We start from the raw sequence: 16,289 nt of genomic DNA, 5'->3' as shown, positions 1-16,289 counted from the left end.
AAAATACTAGCCAATACTTAAGAAAGTCTGATGGTCAACTCTAGGAAAAAGAGAATCAAGCTGATCAAGCAAGTGTCTAAACTTACAATCTTTTTGTTGCAAAGCCTTAACACACCTAGAATTAAATACTTCCAAGTACACAACATCAAGCAATATAAGTAACCAATTTCTGTAAGCGTCTCTCTCTATATGATAGAGACCCAAAATTGATTTTGAATACCTTAAACACTCCAAAAGCTGTGGCTTTAGAGAAGATGGTATATCTACATTACCATCATCTCTAATACACATACTCAAAGACTCTATTGAAGTTGTATTTATCCACATAACCAGAATATCTTTATCATTATCATCATTACTCTCGCTCATATTAGTAAATCTCTTGCAAAATACTAGCTAGCCTAAATTACTCTCAACTTGAAATAGTAATCTCAACAACTTCTTGTGGATGAAAATGAATAACACCTGCTGACTCCATTGACGCATGAATATAATCACCATCAGCAGCTGCAAATCTTCTAAAGAATATTTCAGGAATCATTGGCACAAACATTACTTCTGGATTTGGCTCATAAAGAATTGGATGACTAAGTCCTTTAAACACTGAAGTTATTATATTATGGTCTTTTAAAAGCGCATCCTTTACTGTTATGTATTGCGGTTCACTGTAGAGATCTAACAAAAGATGTGAAAATTTATGCGGTAAGAGTAGATGATAAAACCCATCAAGTTTTTCCTTATACTCCTCAGATTTACGTTTAGCTTCAACAACCTTTTGATGCAGAGCACTTCCAGTAGTTAGTGTTGTTGAACCAGATGAAACCGTTATTTTACTTCTTCCAGTAAGTGTTGCAATACCTTCCATTTTAATTTCAGGTTTTCCAAAAATAATTGAGTGATAAGCATCTTTCATAAGACCAAGTTCCAAATTAGCCTTAACTTCCTCCTCACTTACAGAACCATACATCAAATCCTTAAGCGAAATTCTCTGCACTGTATCAAATACATGCATCTTATATGCCATCTCTTGAAAGAAAATACCACTCCTTCCAATCTCATTACTATAATCTCCAAAACTTGCAGTAACATTATGCTCTAATACTGCCTTACGAGCCACATAATATCCTTGTCTAAGCTCACTCCTGCTTATAATCTTGTAAGGCATTAGCTCTTCAAGGCCCTCTTTAGCAAGTTGAACAATATCTCCACGATAAGTACCACTTGACTCTATAAAAATACTTCTACTCATACTCTAAAATCCTCCTAAATTATGAAGAAAATTTTCTATTACCACTAGAATCATATTCAGTCCCAATCTGAATATCTAATAGCACTACCTTACCCGAACCAGTAGTAGTACTAGTGCCCACATCCTTAATTCTTCCAACCTGAATTCCTCCCTTTCCCTCTTTAGAGAGTTTTCCTGATTTAAGGAATACGTACTGACCAATTTTAGGATCTGAGAAAGATGTATCAAGGGTTACTGCTACTTCACCACTTCGTCTAATCGGAATTAGTTCACCTGGTAAATAATTCTCCACCTCATGCGATGCTATATTTGTCTTTCTCATAGCAAATCCACGAATAACATGAACGTTGTTTGAAGAAGCGCTAACTGTACTAGATGTTGCTTTTTTTACTAAAATATCTCCCATAGAAGATGATTTACTCGATACTACTAAATCTCCAGGACCTACAGGATCTGAGCCAACATCAACTATTCCAGTCTCAGTTTGATGCAGTCCAGATTTATGCTCAAGTCCTGGGGTAAAATTTTTCTCTACTTTAGTAAAATCAAAATTAGCCATGTACAACCTCCCTAGGAATAAGTCTCTCCTTATGTCTTTGTGCTTTAGTATTATTTATGATCTTCCCAACATATCTATTGCGAGAATTTACCATTTGTTTGTAAGCTGTAAGTTCTTGTACAAGTAAACTTATATTCTCAATCTGTGAATCAAGATCACCAGATTCATCTACCCTAAATTTGATGCTATATTTCTTCTTCATAGCATCTAAGAATGCCAATTTCGCATCCTTAATACTACTTGCATTAGCAAATGGAGGAGTAATTTCATACTGCTCGCAGGCTTTCTCTAAGTGTGCTAAAAGTTTAGAATCTTTAAAAGCATCAACTTCAGCCTGTTTTTCAGCTTGTTTGCGAGCTTTAGTAAAATTACTCTCAGCTTCAGCTAATCTTCTCTCAAAATCCTCCCTTGATATCATATCTGGCAATCTTTTAGAATCTGATATTAATTTCTCATATTCTTCAACAGAAATTGTTACCAAATCTTTATTATTGTTAACATCAGAAGACGGACCATTTGACGAGGATACTTCATCAACTAATTGTTCACCCTTCATATAAACCTCCTTTAAAATTAAAAAATTCTGACTTTATATGTACATATAATCATTCAATTATCCTTCCTAAACTTTGAGGAACTCCTCAAGTTCAGATTGAATTTTTAATCTCAAATCCAAATCACCCATTTCGCTAGCTTTCCCTAAAAGCTCTGTATATAAGGCAAGAGTACGTGCATGCTTCTCATCAACTTCTGCTTGCTCCTTTTGACTGATAGGTTTAACCGCCTTAAATTGCCAATTGGACTTAAGTCCAAATTTTTCAAGCACAGTGTTTATAAATGGTGCTACCATAAGCCTACATATCTGCTCAATATTAAGGTAAAATATGTCATAATTCCCAACACTACCCTCGCCAGATGGAGAGATGGGATAGAGTACTTCTCTTGGAATCCCTGAATGAAGTGTTATATCAGACACAATAATGTCAAAAGCATCCCTTATAGGACTGACAGAACGCGTAATATTTGCAATATCATCTTCCCTACCAAGTATCATCATCTTATGATTACTATCTAAAACCCCTTCTATATTTTTCTTAAGTTCTGCAAGGTCATAAGCAGTCATATCTTTTACTGATGGAAGAGTTGCTGATTTTAAGAAAGTGAAATTATTAACTTTCAAAAAACCTACAGTTTCATGAAGTAAAGTGTCCATAATCCTACTGCTCTTCTCTAAAGCTTGAAAATTCAAAAATGACGACTTCATTTTAACAACACGGGTTGGATGAATATTTTCAAAAGAAAAATCATCTCCATCACACACTTCTCCAAAATTAAAACAAAGACAAGGAAAGCCATGACGCAGTGGCACCCTAGGATCTTCTGAATCTGGAACTACTATATAAAAAGCACTCTCTCCAGAGAGAATTGCCGTGTAAACCATCTTCTTGATAACACCCCTAAAATTATTATCAAAAAGCTTTGAAAGACCATCTCCTCTCTTATGCTCAATGTCCCTAGATGCTGCAAATCCTGCATATATCTCGGCTACTTGATGTGCAAGCCTTAATGGGTCACCTGTTGACGCATCGCTTGCTGGCATTAAAGGTGTCCTTGAACTGAGATTATCTCTTTTTCTAAAAAATTTAAATTTAAACAAATTTACCTACCCTAACACACAACACCATGCTCAGTCACGCAAAAATTGACACAGCATTTAGAAATGCTGGAATGTACTGCAAATTTTTCTGCATAACAAGATTTGTAGCAGTACCACTCTCACTACCTAAAGATTCATCATAATAATATTCAGTCTCACTAAATTCCAATATCACATCTTCAGTCTCGTCCCTCCTTACTACACTCAGATTATTAGGAATTAAATAATCTGAGAGCACATAAAGATTACGATTACGTGCTACTAGAGCCCCTCTACCAAAACGAGAGAAAACAAATTTTAATTCTTCTCTAGTATGTGGGAGAACAAATGTCCCTCTAAAACACGAACATTCACGCTCATAATCTTCCCTTGAAAGTAAAACTTTACTACTAGCATTAGTTACAACTGTTATTGGAAAGTAAGCTATTCTTCCAACAAAAATCTCTATAAAGCAAACCCTATTTCCCTTAATGTGAACTCCTGTATAAAAATTACCCTGTGCTCGATCAAAGAGACTCTCATCACAAACTTCAAAATCTTTTATAAATCTTGCTGTCCCAAAATCAAATTCTTCTCCTAAGACCTCAATTCTAAATCCAAGATCATTTCCATGATACGCAAGCCTTTGTTTCTCAAGCCACAAGTCAATATCACCTCCATTTAAGAAAGGATTGTCCCTATACGTACTCTTAATTACACATACTGATGGATTATCTTCATTTGCAATATAACGTTTGTAAAGCCAATGCGAGCGAGGGACTGGGTTACTTGACATATAAATTCTCCCCCCACGCTCTCTCATTGTAGGAATCAGTCTCTCAATATCAGATTCAGTAAACTGATTAGCCTCCTCAAGCCATAGGTCTTTAAAATGCGCATACGATTTAAGGTCAGTTGTATCATGCCCACCTTCAAATACAAACGCACGCTTGCGTCCATATATTAAATTTTTTGTCTCTATCTTAGCCTTACTTACATTAAATTCACGTCTTAAGTTATACCTATGAAGCAACTCTAAAATTTCTTTATGAATTGACTGAATTGTTTTGTTTTTCTTCTTACGCACTGCCAAAGTATCACCACCATCAGGTGTAAACTTTCTCTCAAGATTTACTGTTGCAATATCATAAGTCTTACCAGTCCCACGACTTGAATAATACACAAAAATCTCAGCACCAGGTTTTCTTTTGTATGCATCAAAATAAATCGGCAGTCGCTTTAACCTCAACTTTACTCTCCCATACCACTCTTCATAAGACGCTTAATCTCCTCATCAGTGTAAGCACAACTACTAAAAACAGAATTCTCTTTACTACTTAATGGTAATTTCTCTTTATTGATGATATCTAAAACCAAATCCTCAGCTTCAGAAATTCCTAGAATAGCAAAAAACATTCTAAATGCATGAAGACTTGTTGCTAAAACATTACTATTTGAAAATTCATACATCTTAGCAACAAAGGCCTTTAGTAATACTTCACGAGCACCAGAAGAATCACCAAGAGATGAGAAATTTTCCTCTACAGCCTTTTTCAGTAATTTTTTATAATCAAATTCACTACTCAAAACAACCTCCTATACTACTTGAATTTAGAGATCATACCTAAAAAACGACAAATAAGATAAATTCTTAGGTCTAGTCTCACTACCCCCTGCATAGTTTGTACGATCTGGAAATTTGTACTTTGAAATATAATCACCAAGTACTATGTTATATACAAAAGAATAATTACCATCACTCCAATACCAACTATCTTCACGGTGTGCTTGATAAGCCTCTTTAAATAAATGGTCATAGGATCTATAGTCAATTTTGTCACGATTTATGCGATGACTATGATTCCCCAACGAATCACTCTGTGTTGCTCCTAAACTTCTAGAATTTGAAGCATCATAATGTCTTAAAAACCTACCCGTAAGACTTGGCGCTGATGAGATTCCTAAAACTCTAGCTGCATAGCAATTTGATGGCAAACTTCTACCATCTGGGATACAAAATTTACCCGTATTAGTAAACGCTTCAATAAGCTTATGTCTATTTAGGATTGACCCTTCAATTGGAAATTTTGCAGTTAAAGTCCCAACAGCAACCTTTTCTATAAAAAAATCAATCATATGCTCTAAAGTAGCATCCAAAGTATCATCTAAAACAGATGACATATTCTTACAAATAGGATAATACCGTCTATTTGCAATACTCTTACCATCACAAACTGCAAATACACCTTTGTCTTTTAGTAGAATTGGTTCTCCAATCTCTCCTATGTAACCTTTAGAATCAAGATAAGTGCCAACTCCAAATTGTATTCGGTTATTACTATTTGCAATTCGTACTTTCAAATCATCATAATCCTTATTACTAATACTCATAAACACCACTTCACCAATCATATCTATAAAATGACAAATACGTTAAATTCCTAGGTCTAGTCTCACTATCTCCTGTGTATTCTGTCCAATTTGGAAAATTGTACTTTGATATATAATCCCCAAGTACTAGGTCATATACAAACTTATAAGTACCACCAGACCAATCTCCAGATTTGTAAAGTCTATTAAAAGACCTAACAAGACGACCATCAAAATTGATACTGTCTCTATTTATGTAGTGGTCATGGCTTGCAAATGAGTCACTTTGAGTATCTCCAATGCTACGAACTGAGTCATAAGAACCGTTTCTGTCATGATGTCTTAAAAACCTACCCGCAAGACTTGGTGCAGATGAGATTCCAAATCTCTCCCTTACAAAGCAACCTTCCGGAAGGCTTCTTCCATCTGGCAAACAAAACTTTTTTGTTGCTTCAAACGCTTCAATTAATTTAGACCTAGTAAGATTTGACCCTTCTTGTGCAAATTCAGAAGTTAAAAAGCCCGGATAAGTACTTTCCAAACATCTCTCAACCAAATCTTCGATGTAAGCATCCAAAGTATCATCTAAGACTGGTGGTAAACCTTTATTTATTGGATAGTATTTTCTATTCTCACTACTCTTACCATTACAAATAGCAAATAAACCCTTATCCTCTACTACAATGGGCTCGCCAAGCTTACCAATATAAGTCTTCGCCCTCTCCATATCTCCAGCACCAAATTGTATCTTAACGTTATCAGTTTGTAAGCGTCTCTTTATCTCTTCAAAATCATCATCACTTATAGCCAAATTATGCTACCTCCTCTTTATCTTTTATATTCTCTTCATACACATTAAAATCAATAACTCGTGCACTTAGTTCCGATTTTTTTGTAAAAGACATACCAAGCTCATTTTTCAAAAATGAATCACGTATTAACAAATCTAGAGAATTACTCTTAAGACCTACCTTGTTTTCCATAAAACTATTTCCTGCAAATCTTGCATTTACAACTTCATCAAGCTGCAATGCAACACCTGTATTACTTAAAAATTCAACTTCATTAACTTTAAGACTTGAAAAATTTGCAAAGTGCAAGCCATCTCTATTCTTCTTAACAACACCACCCCTCATTATTGCATTAACTCCATTTGCAACCGATGCCTTTTTATTAGACTCAATCTCAACTCCAATAAGCGTCATATTATCAACATCACGAATATCAAATCCACAATTTGTAGATCTGAAAACAACATTCTCAAGAAGTATCTTTTTAACTTTTATTGTCTCTAAAGCCACTCCTTGATTACAAAGGAATGTAATATTCTTAAGGTAAATAAAACCTGCGTCATTTAAGTAAATAGACGACCTCTCTTCTTCTCTGAGTCTATAACTTGCACACAACCTCAAATTAGCCAAGGGTGCAAATTCGCTACCTTCTAAATATGAATCTAAGTGCTCCTCATCACTCAAATTACCACCCCTTATCCAAAGTTCACCCATAGGTTTTTGACATACAGTTAGTCTTGACATCTTAAATGAACGAGTTGCAGTGAAAATATTTTTTGCAAATCCACCAGCTCGAATTACAACTCCATCCTCTCCTTTAATCTCGAAATTAGATATATCAACTGAACCGTACATATAAAAATCACCGGGGAGTAATCTGATTTTGCTTGTTCCAGAACGTTTTGCTAAGCTTAAAGCCTCCTGCATTGTAACTTCATCTTGAAAACCTGGTGCAACAAGATGGGGACTTAAAAAATCATTATCTCTAGACGCAATATAATTAAAAGGTGCAACTATAACCTCACGAATAGCTTCTAAATTATCTCTAGAGCCTATATACTTAGAAGTTGTAAGGTAGTCATAGTGAGTATAATCTCCCCATGTAATTCCTTCATACTCATAAAATCTTATATTCATATCAAATCCGGAAATCTTTTTTGATAAAATCAAGAAAAAATGATCTACATCATAATCTTCAAACTTAAGTTTTACAAAATCAGTAAGGTCTAATTCTTGAGTTGATCTAAAATTAACGATTGTGTGTCCTTTAACTCTTAAATTAGTTAAAAATTTAAAAAGACGTACAGCCGAATTGGAATCAAAAATAAACCTGGTTGAATACTCGAATCGCTTACTGTAAAAATCATCTGCATTATCAGTCTGCAATATATTACGAGCAATTGTATAAAAAACATCACCATATATATCAAAGTAGTAAATATAACGAGAACCTTGACTTGAGGATGTATTTTTAAACCAAATTCGTGCTTTTGTTGGATAATATTCTTCATGAACAAGTTTAATATCAGAGTCAGCACTAAAACGAGCCTCAAGCTTATGTGTTGAGATTATGGCTAAATGATCATTTATTGCATAATGGTCATGCCATACTTCCCTTTTCTTAAAATCCCACTTATAAGCAGTATCAAACCATTTAGGATCATATTCTTGGTAGACAAGACTACCTACTTTATCTGCAAAATCAGGGTACACTACTCCTTTTTGCAAAACTGCAACATAAAGACTACTCCCAGATCCTTGAACATTAATGGGAGCAGAATAAAGCGGCCTTTTATTTGAAATAGATTCTTCTTTACTTTGAAATTTACCTTCTCTCCAAATAACCCTGGTTGAATCATAACTACTAGAACTACTCTTTGATAGAACATAACTTGAAGCATCAATAGAGCAAAGCTTTACATCCTTCTTTATAACCTCGCTCTTCCAAATAGGTAAAATCTGTAGTTTCCCATCACCTGTAAATGTATATGCATATCCAAATTCATAAAGCAATGCTGATAGAATTGTCCCAAGCTCCTCTCCATCAGCAATAATTACTGCAGGAATTTTTGCCAAAATACTCTCAGAGCCATCATCATCAATCAAATCTTTAAGATTGCTTTTCGCTAAAATTAAATGGACTACTGATTGCTCCTTTATTAATGGATTATATACATAAAGCCAATCGGGATTGTAATTAATAGGAAATTGAATAGGCTTCTCAAAAACAACACTCAAAAGTTTAGAATAATCATTCACAGTAAAGCTAATACTTTTAGTAGAGTTAAACACCTCTCTATTGAAAAATTTTTCTAACACACCTTTGAATAATGACCGAGGTCCCTCACTCAAGATCACATATACATCTTCTTTTCTAAAGAATAGAAAGTCCAAAAATTCATCTGAAAGGCCATTTGCTTCAAATTTAAAACTACTTGATGCAGTCTTTAGTGTAGGGTCTACAATTTTAAGATCTAAAGACACACTAGATATATCAGTGTAAGGGGTTAGATCAAAAAATTGACCTTCATCGGTAAAAAAGACAATACTTAGCTCGCAAAACCCTGGATGTTCTTCCTCTTCTTGAATACCTTCGGCTTGAATATCTTCAGAATTAGATTCAACTCCCAGGGCAGTATGATCGCTAGAGATTAGCTCTACATTAACCATTCTAGAAGGCTCACTAATATCTAGAGAAGACAAATGAACAGAAGGGGAGGGGGCAGCTTCAAAATTAAGTGTATCTACTACCCCCCCTTCTCTTAAATCCTTCTCAACTTTATCTTCTTGCTGCAAACTTAAATCTCCCCTGCCTACCCTACTCCTGTAAGGACACTTGAGTATACCTACGGTATACATCAATAGCAATGGGTTTAACTGAGGCTATGTAGCGCTTATAATAAGCCATCCTTGCCTTAATACCCTCTTCTCCAATACCACCCTTAAATGTGGGGTCAAATTTTTCAAATAATGGAAATTTATGCTGCTTATAGTAAGCATTAACATAACTCTTAGCATCAATAAGCCATGCACTCAGACTTAATGCATACTCAAATAATGAAGCTTCATCACGAGCCAAGCTTATAGGGTCTTCTTTACCAGTTAAGGTAGGTTCATTTGGAAGACTTGCAATCCCTTTGCAAGAGAATACTAAAAATAACAAACATAAAGATAACAAATAATTATTTAAAAAATTAAATTTAAACTTCATAACAACCTACTAGTCCTTTAATTCCATCTTATCTAATGCTTCCTTAGCTACTTGACCTCTAAGCTCAACAAGCTTATCATATTCATCCCAATTTTCACCATTCTCTAAAACCCTGCAAGCATCAATTGCTAGGTCAATAGCACCTCTTAGCCTTGAATTTACGATCTCAAAAGCACGTCTGTTTTCATTACTTTTTGCAATCTCATCTTTTATAGAATAGATAAAATTCAAAATTGAACTTGTAAGTGTCATTCCCTCACGTGCAAGTTCAACCTTAGATTCTCCTACAACAGCACCAAATTCTTGTAGTAGAAAATCTTTTGCCATTACTGCATCAAAAAGTTTATTTACATTTTTTACTACGCTCAAAACAAAACCTCCAAAATATCTTTTTTACTACTTATACACTTCTAAACTGCTCACTATAGAGAGCAAGTCTTTTCCTAATATCAAAACTAAGAGACGAATCAATAAGCTTAAATACCCTTAAGGACTCAAGTACACCATTACTTACAGCCTTAGAACTGCCAAGTGAGTCCCAAATAACAGAACTTAAATCATTATCAAGAATTACAAAATGGTATAAATCATTCTCTTTGTATTTGCCAACTAAAATATCACAATTATCAGGCTCATAATGAGTAGGGGAATAATGGACATTAAGATAATGAATATCCTCACTAACTCCAAGATGCTTAAATATTAAGTTTGGATCAAGGACGTATGAATTGACATCTCTTAAACAGCCAGTAGTTGCAAGGCTTTTGAAGAGTAAATCGACTTCAAACTTATCGAAATATTTCTCAACTTTATCTTTGATTTCTTTAACTACAAATGCAATAAACAAAATGCATAAAAAATAACATCCAAATTTGCAAATAGCAACGTTTTGGTCTTTGAAATTATATTGAAAGGGAACTACTAACCTATGTTTTTCTACTTCTTTTATTTTTTCACAAACTTGGTAAGATGAATCTTCTAAAAACACAGCACCTTCAAGCAATTCTGATTTATGCTTTTTAATGAAGTAATCTTTCAAAGATTTATATGCAAAATCATAAATAACCATAAAAATTTTACTTCTCATACATCCCCTCTTCAAAATTTTTTAATAAACCGAAACATTTATCTAATTCTTCCCTAAATGCACTTTTGATTTTAAATCTCTCTTTAAGTAAAAGGCTCTCTAACTCTCCCATCATCTCTCTACTCTCTGAATTTACTCTTTCAATGTCTCTCTTAAGGTCTTCTCTTAAGAAGATTTTTAAAGCTTCAAATTCTCCCTTAAGTCTCTTTTCAGATTCAATGTGTAATTCTTCCATCATCTCTTTTTTCAAATCAGATAAAAATCCTTTCAAGGCATAGGTTCCAACTCCAGACACACAAATCATTAATGTTGTTGCAATAGTTCCAATAATATTAATCTGTCTCTTAATCCCACTAGGCACCTAAAACCCTCCTTTTCAAGAATTTAATGACAAACAAGAAACTTCACTTTTCCTAACCTCTTAAATTTTAAATAAAGCTAACAAAAGCAAAGTAGCTTGCTATTTTTTTTAGGAAATATTATCAATGTGTGTAGTACAAACTACAAAACACGCAATGTTAATAACATATATAATAAATAAAAATAAGTCAATAATATTGATAAAACAACTTTTATATATATTAATTCTTATCACTACATATATAGTGAATTATAGATAAGCTTTTACCTGTGATAAAATATAAAAATAATCGGAGGAAATATTATCATGATAAAAGTAAGAGAAATCAAACTATATAAAGTTGGGGAAGTAGTAAAAATATTAAATGAAAAATTTCAATACCAAACAAATTCACAGATTCTTTGCAGAAAAGCAGCAATGTTAAATGCTTATGTCATATACAATGATATAAGATACATTCCAGAAGACATAATCTGCGATCTAACCACAAACATAAGAAAAAGGGAAATAAAAACAGAAATTCAAACAATTATTGAAAAAAAATTAGAAAATATAAAAGAAAATATAAAAATTTATGATAAAAAGCATAATATATCTCCAATAACAGCAATAAATAGAATCAAAAGCCAGAACACCAATACATCGACAATTGTTAAAGCAGTCATACAATTAAAAGAAGAGATGCAAAAAATAAGAGAACAAACTCAAGAAGAAATACAAAACATAAAAGAACAAACACAAAAAGAGCTAAAAGATAAAAATCAAGAAATAATAAAACTAAAAGAAGAGATAAAAAATATGAAAGAACAAACTCAAGAAACGATACAAATAAACTTACTCAAAGAAGTACAAGCTACATTAAACCACTTAGTTTATAAAGAATCAAAAAACAATCATTGTATAAAAGGCAAAAAAAATATTTGATTATACAAAAGACATAAATGACTTAAATAAGTCTAGAAAAATGCTTTACAGAGTGTTTAAAATTATTTGATTTAAGCCTATTTTATTGACAATAATTTTATATTGGTTTAAACTTGGTATTTATGATAATGAGAAGAATCATAAATACCAAATTATCTAAAAATTTTTATTATATAACTAGTCATTTTACAAAAACTATTTCTAAAATGTGGGAAGAGAAGAAAGTGGTATATAAAAAAATCACCTCGACTCATAACCTAGTCAAAAGTGAATTTTTTATATATAATAAAAAAATATCAATCCAAAGCTTCACTTCTGAAAATTTAACTTTGGATTAAAGACATAATGTATGAATAGTATACCAAAAGAAACAAAAAAATTCAAATCACAAGACAAAATAAAATTAATACTAAATAACCTTATAGAAACAAATAAAGATAAAACATCCCCTGATATTAAAGAAATCTGTGTGTCACAAGTTAAATCGCTAATAACTCGGGCATTAAACAAATACGATAGACTGATTAAAATTTATTGGATCATAAATGCAAAGAATAAAAACTACAAGAAATCGAGTGGAATTGAAGAATATTCAGCAAGTGATATCTACAATATTGTAAGTAAATTATTAGAAAATGACGGGCATAAAAAAGTATGTAGACGAACATTTGAAAGAGACCTCAAACTTCTAAATGAAAGTGGGTTAATAAAATCTAAAATTAGAAAGTTTGGAAAAAATAAGGGAAGCATTTCTCACTATGTACAAAATATGGAACTTGATCACATACACAAAGAAATAATTCTAGAATATCTTAAAGAAGAGCTTAAAGAAAAGTTAAAGGACAAAAGAATTGTTGGTGATTTCGATCAAGACTATAAAAATACAACATTTAATTACACAAAGCTTGAAAGGTTAAACATACTCTCTAAGTTAAGACAACATAATAATATAAGCCAAATGTCGCATGTAAGGAAGTCGGCTGTATTTAATAAAGCTAATATAAGCTATATAAATAATAAGAATTCTAAAGAAATGCTTTTAGGAAAAACTGTTACCGTTAAACCAAGAAAGTGCAAATTAAAAAGGAATGATGTAGAGATACGGCTTGTATCCAAACATAAAATCGATAAAAGATACCTAACCCGAGTAAAAGAGTGCAGCAATAACGATGCAACTTACATAAATGCACTGATCAATCTAGAGAGAGCAATAATTGAATATAGAAACGAATACAACATTGAAGATATCTTAGAGCATTTCCTAAAACAGTTTAGCAATAGGTATAAATACAAGGTATGGATGATGATGAGGCGAAGTGATGGTATTATTAGTGATTATGAGCTTATATGGGAGGGTAGATTTAGGGATTGGTACCCAAATAAGTACAAGAGTAATTACAGGCCTAAAGAAACTTATGGAGGGCATATACAAGTTAAGCATAACGTATCAGTTGTTAAAGGGATACATGATAAACATTTAAGTCCTGAGGGAATAGAAAAAAGAGCTAAAGATGTAGAATACAAACGAAGACTTGAGATAAAGAGAAGAGAAGAATATTTAAGTAAGTTGTTTGAACGTGAATCTAAAGAGAGAGAAGAGCGTTTGAAACGTGCTCGTGAAGAGGATGCTTGTCTTAGAGAACAAGCTAGGGCAAGTATGTTTGCTACTTTGGAGAAAAACAGGGTAGGGAATATGGAAGTTGACACGGAGAATAACATGAATAATTTAAAGCCCTATGAGAGAGCTTGTAGTCTATCAAGACCAATTGTGCTTAATAGTAATTTTGAAGGATTTAAGACTACTAAGGGTCTCTCTATATCTAATTTAGGGACTTTAGTTTCATCAGAAGAGGATAACCTGAAATTAGGTGAAAGAGGAGATATGTTATGAAATTTAGTTTAAAATATTTAGTAAGAAGGCTATACATCAAACGCCATAGGTTTTGGGAAATTTATATGAGCGATGAAGTACAGTCTAGAAAGAGCGATAAGAGTATAGTTAATTTTCCAATACTTAATCCAGAAGATATTGACTGGGAATATGTATATGGATACGTTAAAGATTGGATAGGATCAAAATATAGAGAGACCCTTGATATTACGATTGGAAAATAGGCAATAATGATTATTATTGTGAAACTAAGCGAGGCTCGTTGATGAATAATATATTGGATATGTTTTATGAAGATTATAAGGAAATGTTACTTCAAAGATTCGAACAAAGGGTTGTTGATAAGAATCCTGAGGAGGTTGTTAAGGGGCTTGAGGATGTTGCTAATGGAGTAAGTGCTTTAGAGGTAGAAGACGGGTTTGAAGGGAAAGAGAGTGGTAAGCAGGTTAAGGTGTCTAAAAAAGCTAAGTCAATAAGTGCTTAGAGTAGTATAAGTGTATTAGATTAATTACTTAAAGATAAGAGTTAATAAAATACCTATAGAGATGGTAATAATAGTGCCAAACATCCAATTATGAAGTCTTAATGTGCTCTTAAGTTCCATTTTGTTAACATCAATCTTAGTATCGAGTTCATTGAATTTGGTATCGAATTTATTATCGAGGTCTTTAATATCAGATTTTAATTCAGTTCTGACATTATCTATTTTGTTATCAAGTTCATTAAATTTGTTATCAATCTTATTATTAAGATTATTCTCAACATTATCTATTTTGTTATCAAGTTCATTAAATTTGTTATCAATCTTATTATTAAGATTATTCTCAACATTATCTATTTTGTTATCAAGTTCATTAAATTTGTTATCAATCTTATTATTAAGTTCTACTCTAACATTCTCAATCTTGGTATCGAGTTCAGTTTTGAGAGATTTAATTTCAGCTTGTAAAAGAGCTTCAACCTTTTCAAGTTTAAGGTTAAAAGTAGTTTCTAAATACTCAATATCCTTGTGAGTAAGCTCATTTTTGTAATATCTATAAGATAAGTCAATAGCGATGTCTCTCTTAATGCCGGCTTTGGTCAGTTCAGCTATAACCATTTGCTGAGTAATTACTGGTTGGGCAAGTCCCATAGAAGTCTCCTTATAAGTATTATACAATGTTTTATTACAAAAAGATATGAGAGAATAGTTGTTTTTGGAATCTATTAGTAGATTTATAAGGTATGCCAAGTTGTTTGAGGTGTAGATTAATATAAGATTTGAGAGTATGTAAGTTTTTGTTTGATTTTTGATCAAGGAAGAAAGATTCAACCAGAGAGGCGATAGTAGAGTGTAAGTGATTATTGCTATTTTTATAGAAAAGTAAATTAGCGTTATGTAGGCGTAAAGAGAGAAAAGAATGAATAAACTTTAAGTTTTTATAGCTATTTAGAGGAGTAGTTTTACTTACAAGTGTGATATTATGAGTAAGTTTGGTAGTTTTTGAATTAAAAGGAAAAGGGATATTTTTTCTATGTGATGAATAGAGAATAGAATAATAAATGGATTCTAGATATTTAGAGGAGATGTTATTTGTTAGGAATAGTTTTTTAAGGATACGATTAATTTTTCCAGGAAGGATAGTAGAATTAAGTTTTTTTAGAGAATAAATGGCGTTTGTAATGAGTTTTGAGTTAAGCAAAGTAAATTTTTTGATTTGTAAACCAGAAGGGGATAAAGAATAAGAGATAGTATTATCTGTAAAGTTAGTGATAGTAAAATTTTTGTTATTTAGAGAGGCTATAGGAATCCCAGAAGAGAGAATGATACCGATTGATTTAAGCTCTGTACTATTTGATAGTAAGAGATAATTTTTTAGAGAAAGAAATAATTTCTTTAGGATTTATTTCAAGAGAATTGGGAGTAGAAGATTTAGGAATAAGTTGTTTAGAGTTAATTTTAGAAAAGATATTTTTTATACCAAGCATAGTATAGAAATATATAACATATTTATAAATAAGACAACTTTAGTATAAATTAGGGACAACTATTGTATATTTTTATAGTAACTATGTACAATTTAGTGACAACCCATAAAGGAAGGAAACAACTTTGTTCATTTTAGTGTCAACTATGTACAAAAAGGGAGGAACTATGTTCAAAATGATAGAAACTTTAGTCAACAAAATAAATTTCTATAGACTTATACTATTAACAAATATAAATATTA

At 32.3% G+C, this 16,289-nt stretch carries 19 protein-coding genes; 4 read left to right on the top strand and 15 right to left on the bottom strand.

What is annotated here, in order from left to right; translation table 11 throughout:
* Positions 1-6: 6 nt before the first annotated feature.
* From BT0_RS05165 to BT0_RS05100, 14 genes are all read right to left on the bottom strand, one after another.
* A complete protein-coding gene (locus BT0_RS05165) occupies positions 7-369 on the bottom strand; it encodes a hypothetical protein (RefSeq protein WP_088895201.1) in 363 nt (120 codons plus the stop codon).
* Between the two features lie 43 nt (positions 370-412).
* The gene (locus tag BT0_RS05160) at positions 413-1,249 is read right to left on the bottom strand and encodes a hypothetical protein (protein WP_088895200.1); all 837 of its coding nucleotides are present in this window, start codon (positions 1,247-1,249) and stop codon (positions 413-415) included.
* A 19-nt stretch (positions 1,250-1,268) separates the two neighbouring features.
* Positions 1,269-1,808, bottom strand: coding sequence for a phage cement protein (locus BT0_RS05155; protein ID WP_088895199.1), 540 nt, complete (start codon positions 1,806-1,808; stop codon positions 1,269-1,271).
* Positions 1,801-2,364, bottom strand: a complete 564-nt coding sequence (locus tag BT0_RS05150; RefSeq protein ID WP_088895198.1) for a terminase — start codon at positions 2,362-2,364, stop codon at positions 1,801-1,803. Before BT0_RS05150 ends, BT0_RS05155 begins: the two co-directional genes overlap by 8 nt.
* 66 nt (positions 2,365-2,430) lie before the next feature.
* Entirely contained in the window at positions 2,431-3,465 is a 1,035-nt protein-coding gene (locus BT0_RS05145) for an anti-CBASS protein Acb1 family protein (protein WP_236842871.1), read from the bottom strand.
* Positions 3,466-3,499: 34 nt separating this feature from the next.
* Positions 3,500-4,693, bottom strand: coding sequence for a PBSX family phage terminase large subunit (locus BT0_RS05140; protein ID WP_088895197.1), 1,194 nt, complete (start codon positions 4,691-4,693; stop codon positions 3,500-3,502).
* Between the two features lie 2 nt (positions 4,694-4,695).
* Positions 4,696-5,031, bottom strand: a complete 336-nt coding sequence (locus BT0_RS05135) for a hypothetical protein (protein WP_088895196.1) — start codon at positions 5,029-5,031, stop codon at positions 4,696-4,698.
* 24 nt (positions 5,032-5,055) lie between these two features.
* Positions 5,056-5,835 carry a hypothetical protein gene (locus tag BT0_RS05130; RefSeq protein WP_088895209.1) on the bottom strand — a complete coding sequence of 260 codons (780 nt, stop codon included), beginning with the start codon at positions 5,833-5,835 and terminating at the stop codon, positions 5,056-5,058.
* Positions 5,836-5,845: 10 nt separating this feature from the next.
* The gene (locus BT0_RS05125; protein WP_088895195.1) at positions 5,846-6,625 is read right to left on the bottom strand and encodes a hypothetical protein; all 780 of its coding nucleotides are present in this window, start codon (positions 6,623-6,625) and stop codon (positions 5,846-5,848) included.
* Position 6,626: 1 nt separating this feature from the next.
* Complete coding sequence (locus BT0_RS05120; RefSeq protein ID WP_418214864.1) at positions 6,627-9,401, bottom strand: right-handed parallel beta-helix repeat-containing protein; 2,775 nt, start codon at positions 9,399-9,401, stop codon at positions 6,627-6,629.
* A gap of 22 nt (positions 9,402-9,423) precedes the next feature.
* Entirely contained in the window at positions 9,424-9,816 is a 393-nt protein-coding gene (locus tag BT0_RS05115) for a BBA14 family lipoprotein (RefSeq protein ID WP_088895193.1), read from the bottom strand.
* A 9-nt stretch (positions 9,817-9,825) separates the two neighbouring features.
* Positions 9,826-10,185 carry a hypothetical protein gene (locus tag BT0_RS05110; protein ID WP_088895192.1) on the bottom strand — a complete coding sequence of 120 codons (360 nt, stop codon included), beginning with the start codon at positions 10,183-10,185 and terminating at the stop codon, positions 9,826-9,828.
* Between the two features lie 31 nt (positions 10,186-10,216).
* Positions 10,217-10,903, bottom strand: a complete 687-nt coding sequence (locus BT0_RS05105) for a DUF261 family protein (RefSeq protein WP_088895191.1) — start codon at positions 10,901-10,903, stop codon at positions 10,217-10,219.
* Positions 10,893-11,264: a hypothetical protein gene (locus BT0_RS05100; protein WP_088895190.1), complete on the bottom strand. Its 372-nt coding sequence runs from the start codon at positions 11,262-11,264 to the stop codon at positions 10,893-10,895. Before BT0_RS05100 ends, BT0_RS05105 begins: the two co-directional genes overlap by 11 nt.
* 306 nt (positions 11,265-11,570) lie before the next feature.
* Between BT0_RS05100 and BT0_RS05095 the strand changes: the two genes are divergently transcribed.
* From BT0_RS05095 to BT0_RS05985, 4 genes are all read left to right on the top strand, one after another.
* Positions 11,571-12,188 carry a hypothetical protein gene (locus tag BT0_RS05095; RefSeq protein WP_088895189.1) on the top strand — a complete coding sequence of 206 codons (618 nt, stop codon included), beginning with the start codon at positions 11,571-11,573 and terminating at the stop codon, positions 12,186-12,188.
* Between the two features lie 349 nt (positions 12,189-12,537).
* Positions 12,538-14,079: a plasmid maintenance protein gene (locus BT0_RS05090; RefSeq protein WP_088895188.1), complete on the top strand. Its 1,542-nt coding sequence runs from the start codon at positions 12,538-12,540 to the stop codon at positions 14,077-14,079.
* A complete protein-coding gene (locus tag BT0_RS05990) occupies positions 14,076-14,303 on the top strand; it encodes a hypothetical protein (protein ID WP_236842870.1) in 228 nt (75 codons plus the stop codon). Before BT0_RS05090 ends, BT0_RS05990 begins: the two co-directional genes overlap by 4 nt.
* Before the next feature lie 41 nt (positions 14,304-14,344).
* Complete coding sequence (locus BT0_RS05985; protein ID WP_236842869.1) at positions 14,345-14,563, top strand: hypothetical protein; 219 nt, start codon at positions 14,345-14,347, stop codon at positions 14,561-14,563.
* A gap of 24 nt (positions 14,564-14,587) precedes the next feature.
* Here BT0_RS05985 and bdr read toward each other — a convergent pair whose 3' ends face one another.
* The gene (gene bdr / locus BT0_RS05980) at positions 14,588-15,211 is read right to left on the bottom strand and encodes a Bdr family repetitive protein (protein ID WP_088895187.1); all 624 of its coding nucleotides are present in this window, start codon (positions 15,209-15,211) and stop codon (positions 14,588-14,590) included.
* Positions 15,212-16,289 lie beyond the last annotated feature (1,078 nt).

It is taken from the genome of Borrelia turicatae 91E135, from assembly GCF_000012085.2.
GTDB classification, from domain to species: domain Bacteria; phylum Spirochaetota; class Spirochaetia; order Borreliales; family Borreliaceae; genus Borrelia; species Borrelia turicatae.
This window is presented reverse-complemented; position numbering and strand designations above follow the sequence as displayed.

Bases quoted from the DNA above. Each gene is read 5' to 3' on its own strand.
- BT0_RS05165 (WP_088895201.1), bottom strand. From the start codon at position 369: ATGAGCGAGAGTAATGATGATAATGATAAAGATATTCTGGTTATGTGG.
- BT0_RS05160 (WP_088895200.1), bottom strand. From the start codon at position 1,249: ATGAGTAGAAGTATTTTTATAGAGTCAAGTGGTACTTATCGTGGAGAT.
- BT0_RS05155 (WP_088895199.1), bottom strand. From the start codon at position 1,808: ATGGCTAATTTTGATTTTACTAAAGTAGAGAAAAATTTTACCCCAGGA.
- BT0_RS05150 (WP_088895198.1), bottom strand. From the start codon at position 2,364: ATGAAGGGTGAACAATTAGTTGATGAAGTATCCTCGTCAAATGGTCCG.
- BT0_RS05130 (WP_088895209.1), bottom strand. From the start codon at position 5,835: ATGAGTATTAGTAATAAGGATTATGATGATTTGAAAGTACGAATTGCA.
- BT0_RS05115 (WP_088895193.1), bottom strand. From the start codon at position 9,816: ATGAAGTTTAAATTTAATTTTTTAAATAATTATTTGTTATCTTTATGT.
- BT0_RS05105 (WP_088895191.1), bottom strand. From the start codon at position 10,903: ATGAGAAGTAAAATTTTTATGGTTATTTATGATTTTGCATATAAATCT.
- BT0_RS05095 (WP_088895189.1), top strand. From the start codon at position 11,571: ATGATAAAAGTAAGAGAAATCAAACTATATAAAGTTGGGGAAGTAGTA.
- BT0_RS05090 (WP_088895188.1), top strand. From the start codon at position 12,538: ATGAATAGTATACCAAAAGAAACAAAAAAATTCAAATCACAAGACAAA.
- BT0_RS05990 (WP_236842870.1), top strand. From the start codon at position 14,076: ATGAAATTTAGTTTAAAATATTTAGTAAGAAGGCTATACATCAAACGC.
- BT0_RS05985 (WP_236842869.1), top strand. From the start codon at position 14,345: ATGAATAATATATTGGATATGTTTTATGAAGATTATAAGGAAATGTTA.
- bdr (WP_088895187.1), bottom strand. From the start codon at position 15,211: ATGGGACTTGCCCAACCAGTAATTACTCAGCAAATGGTTATAGCTGAA.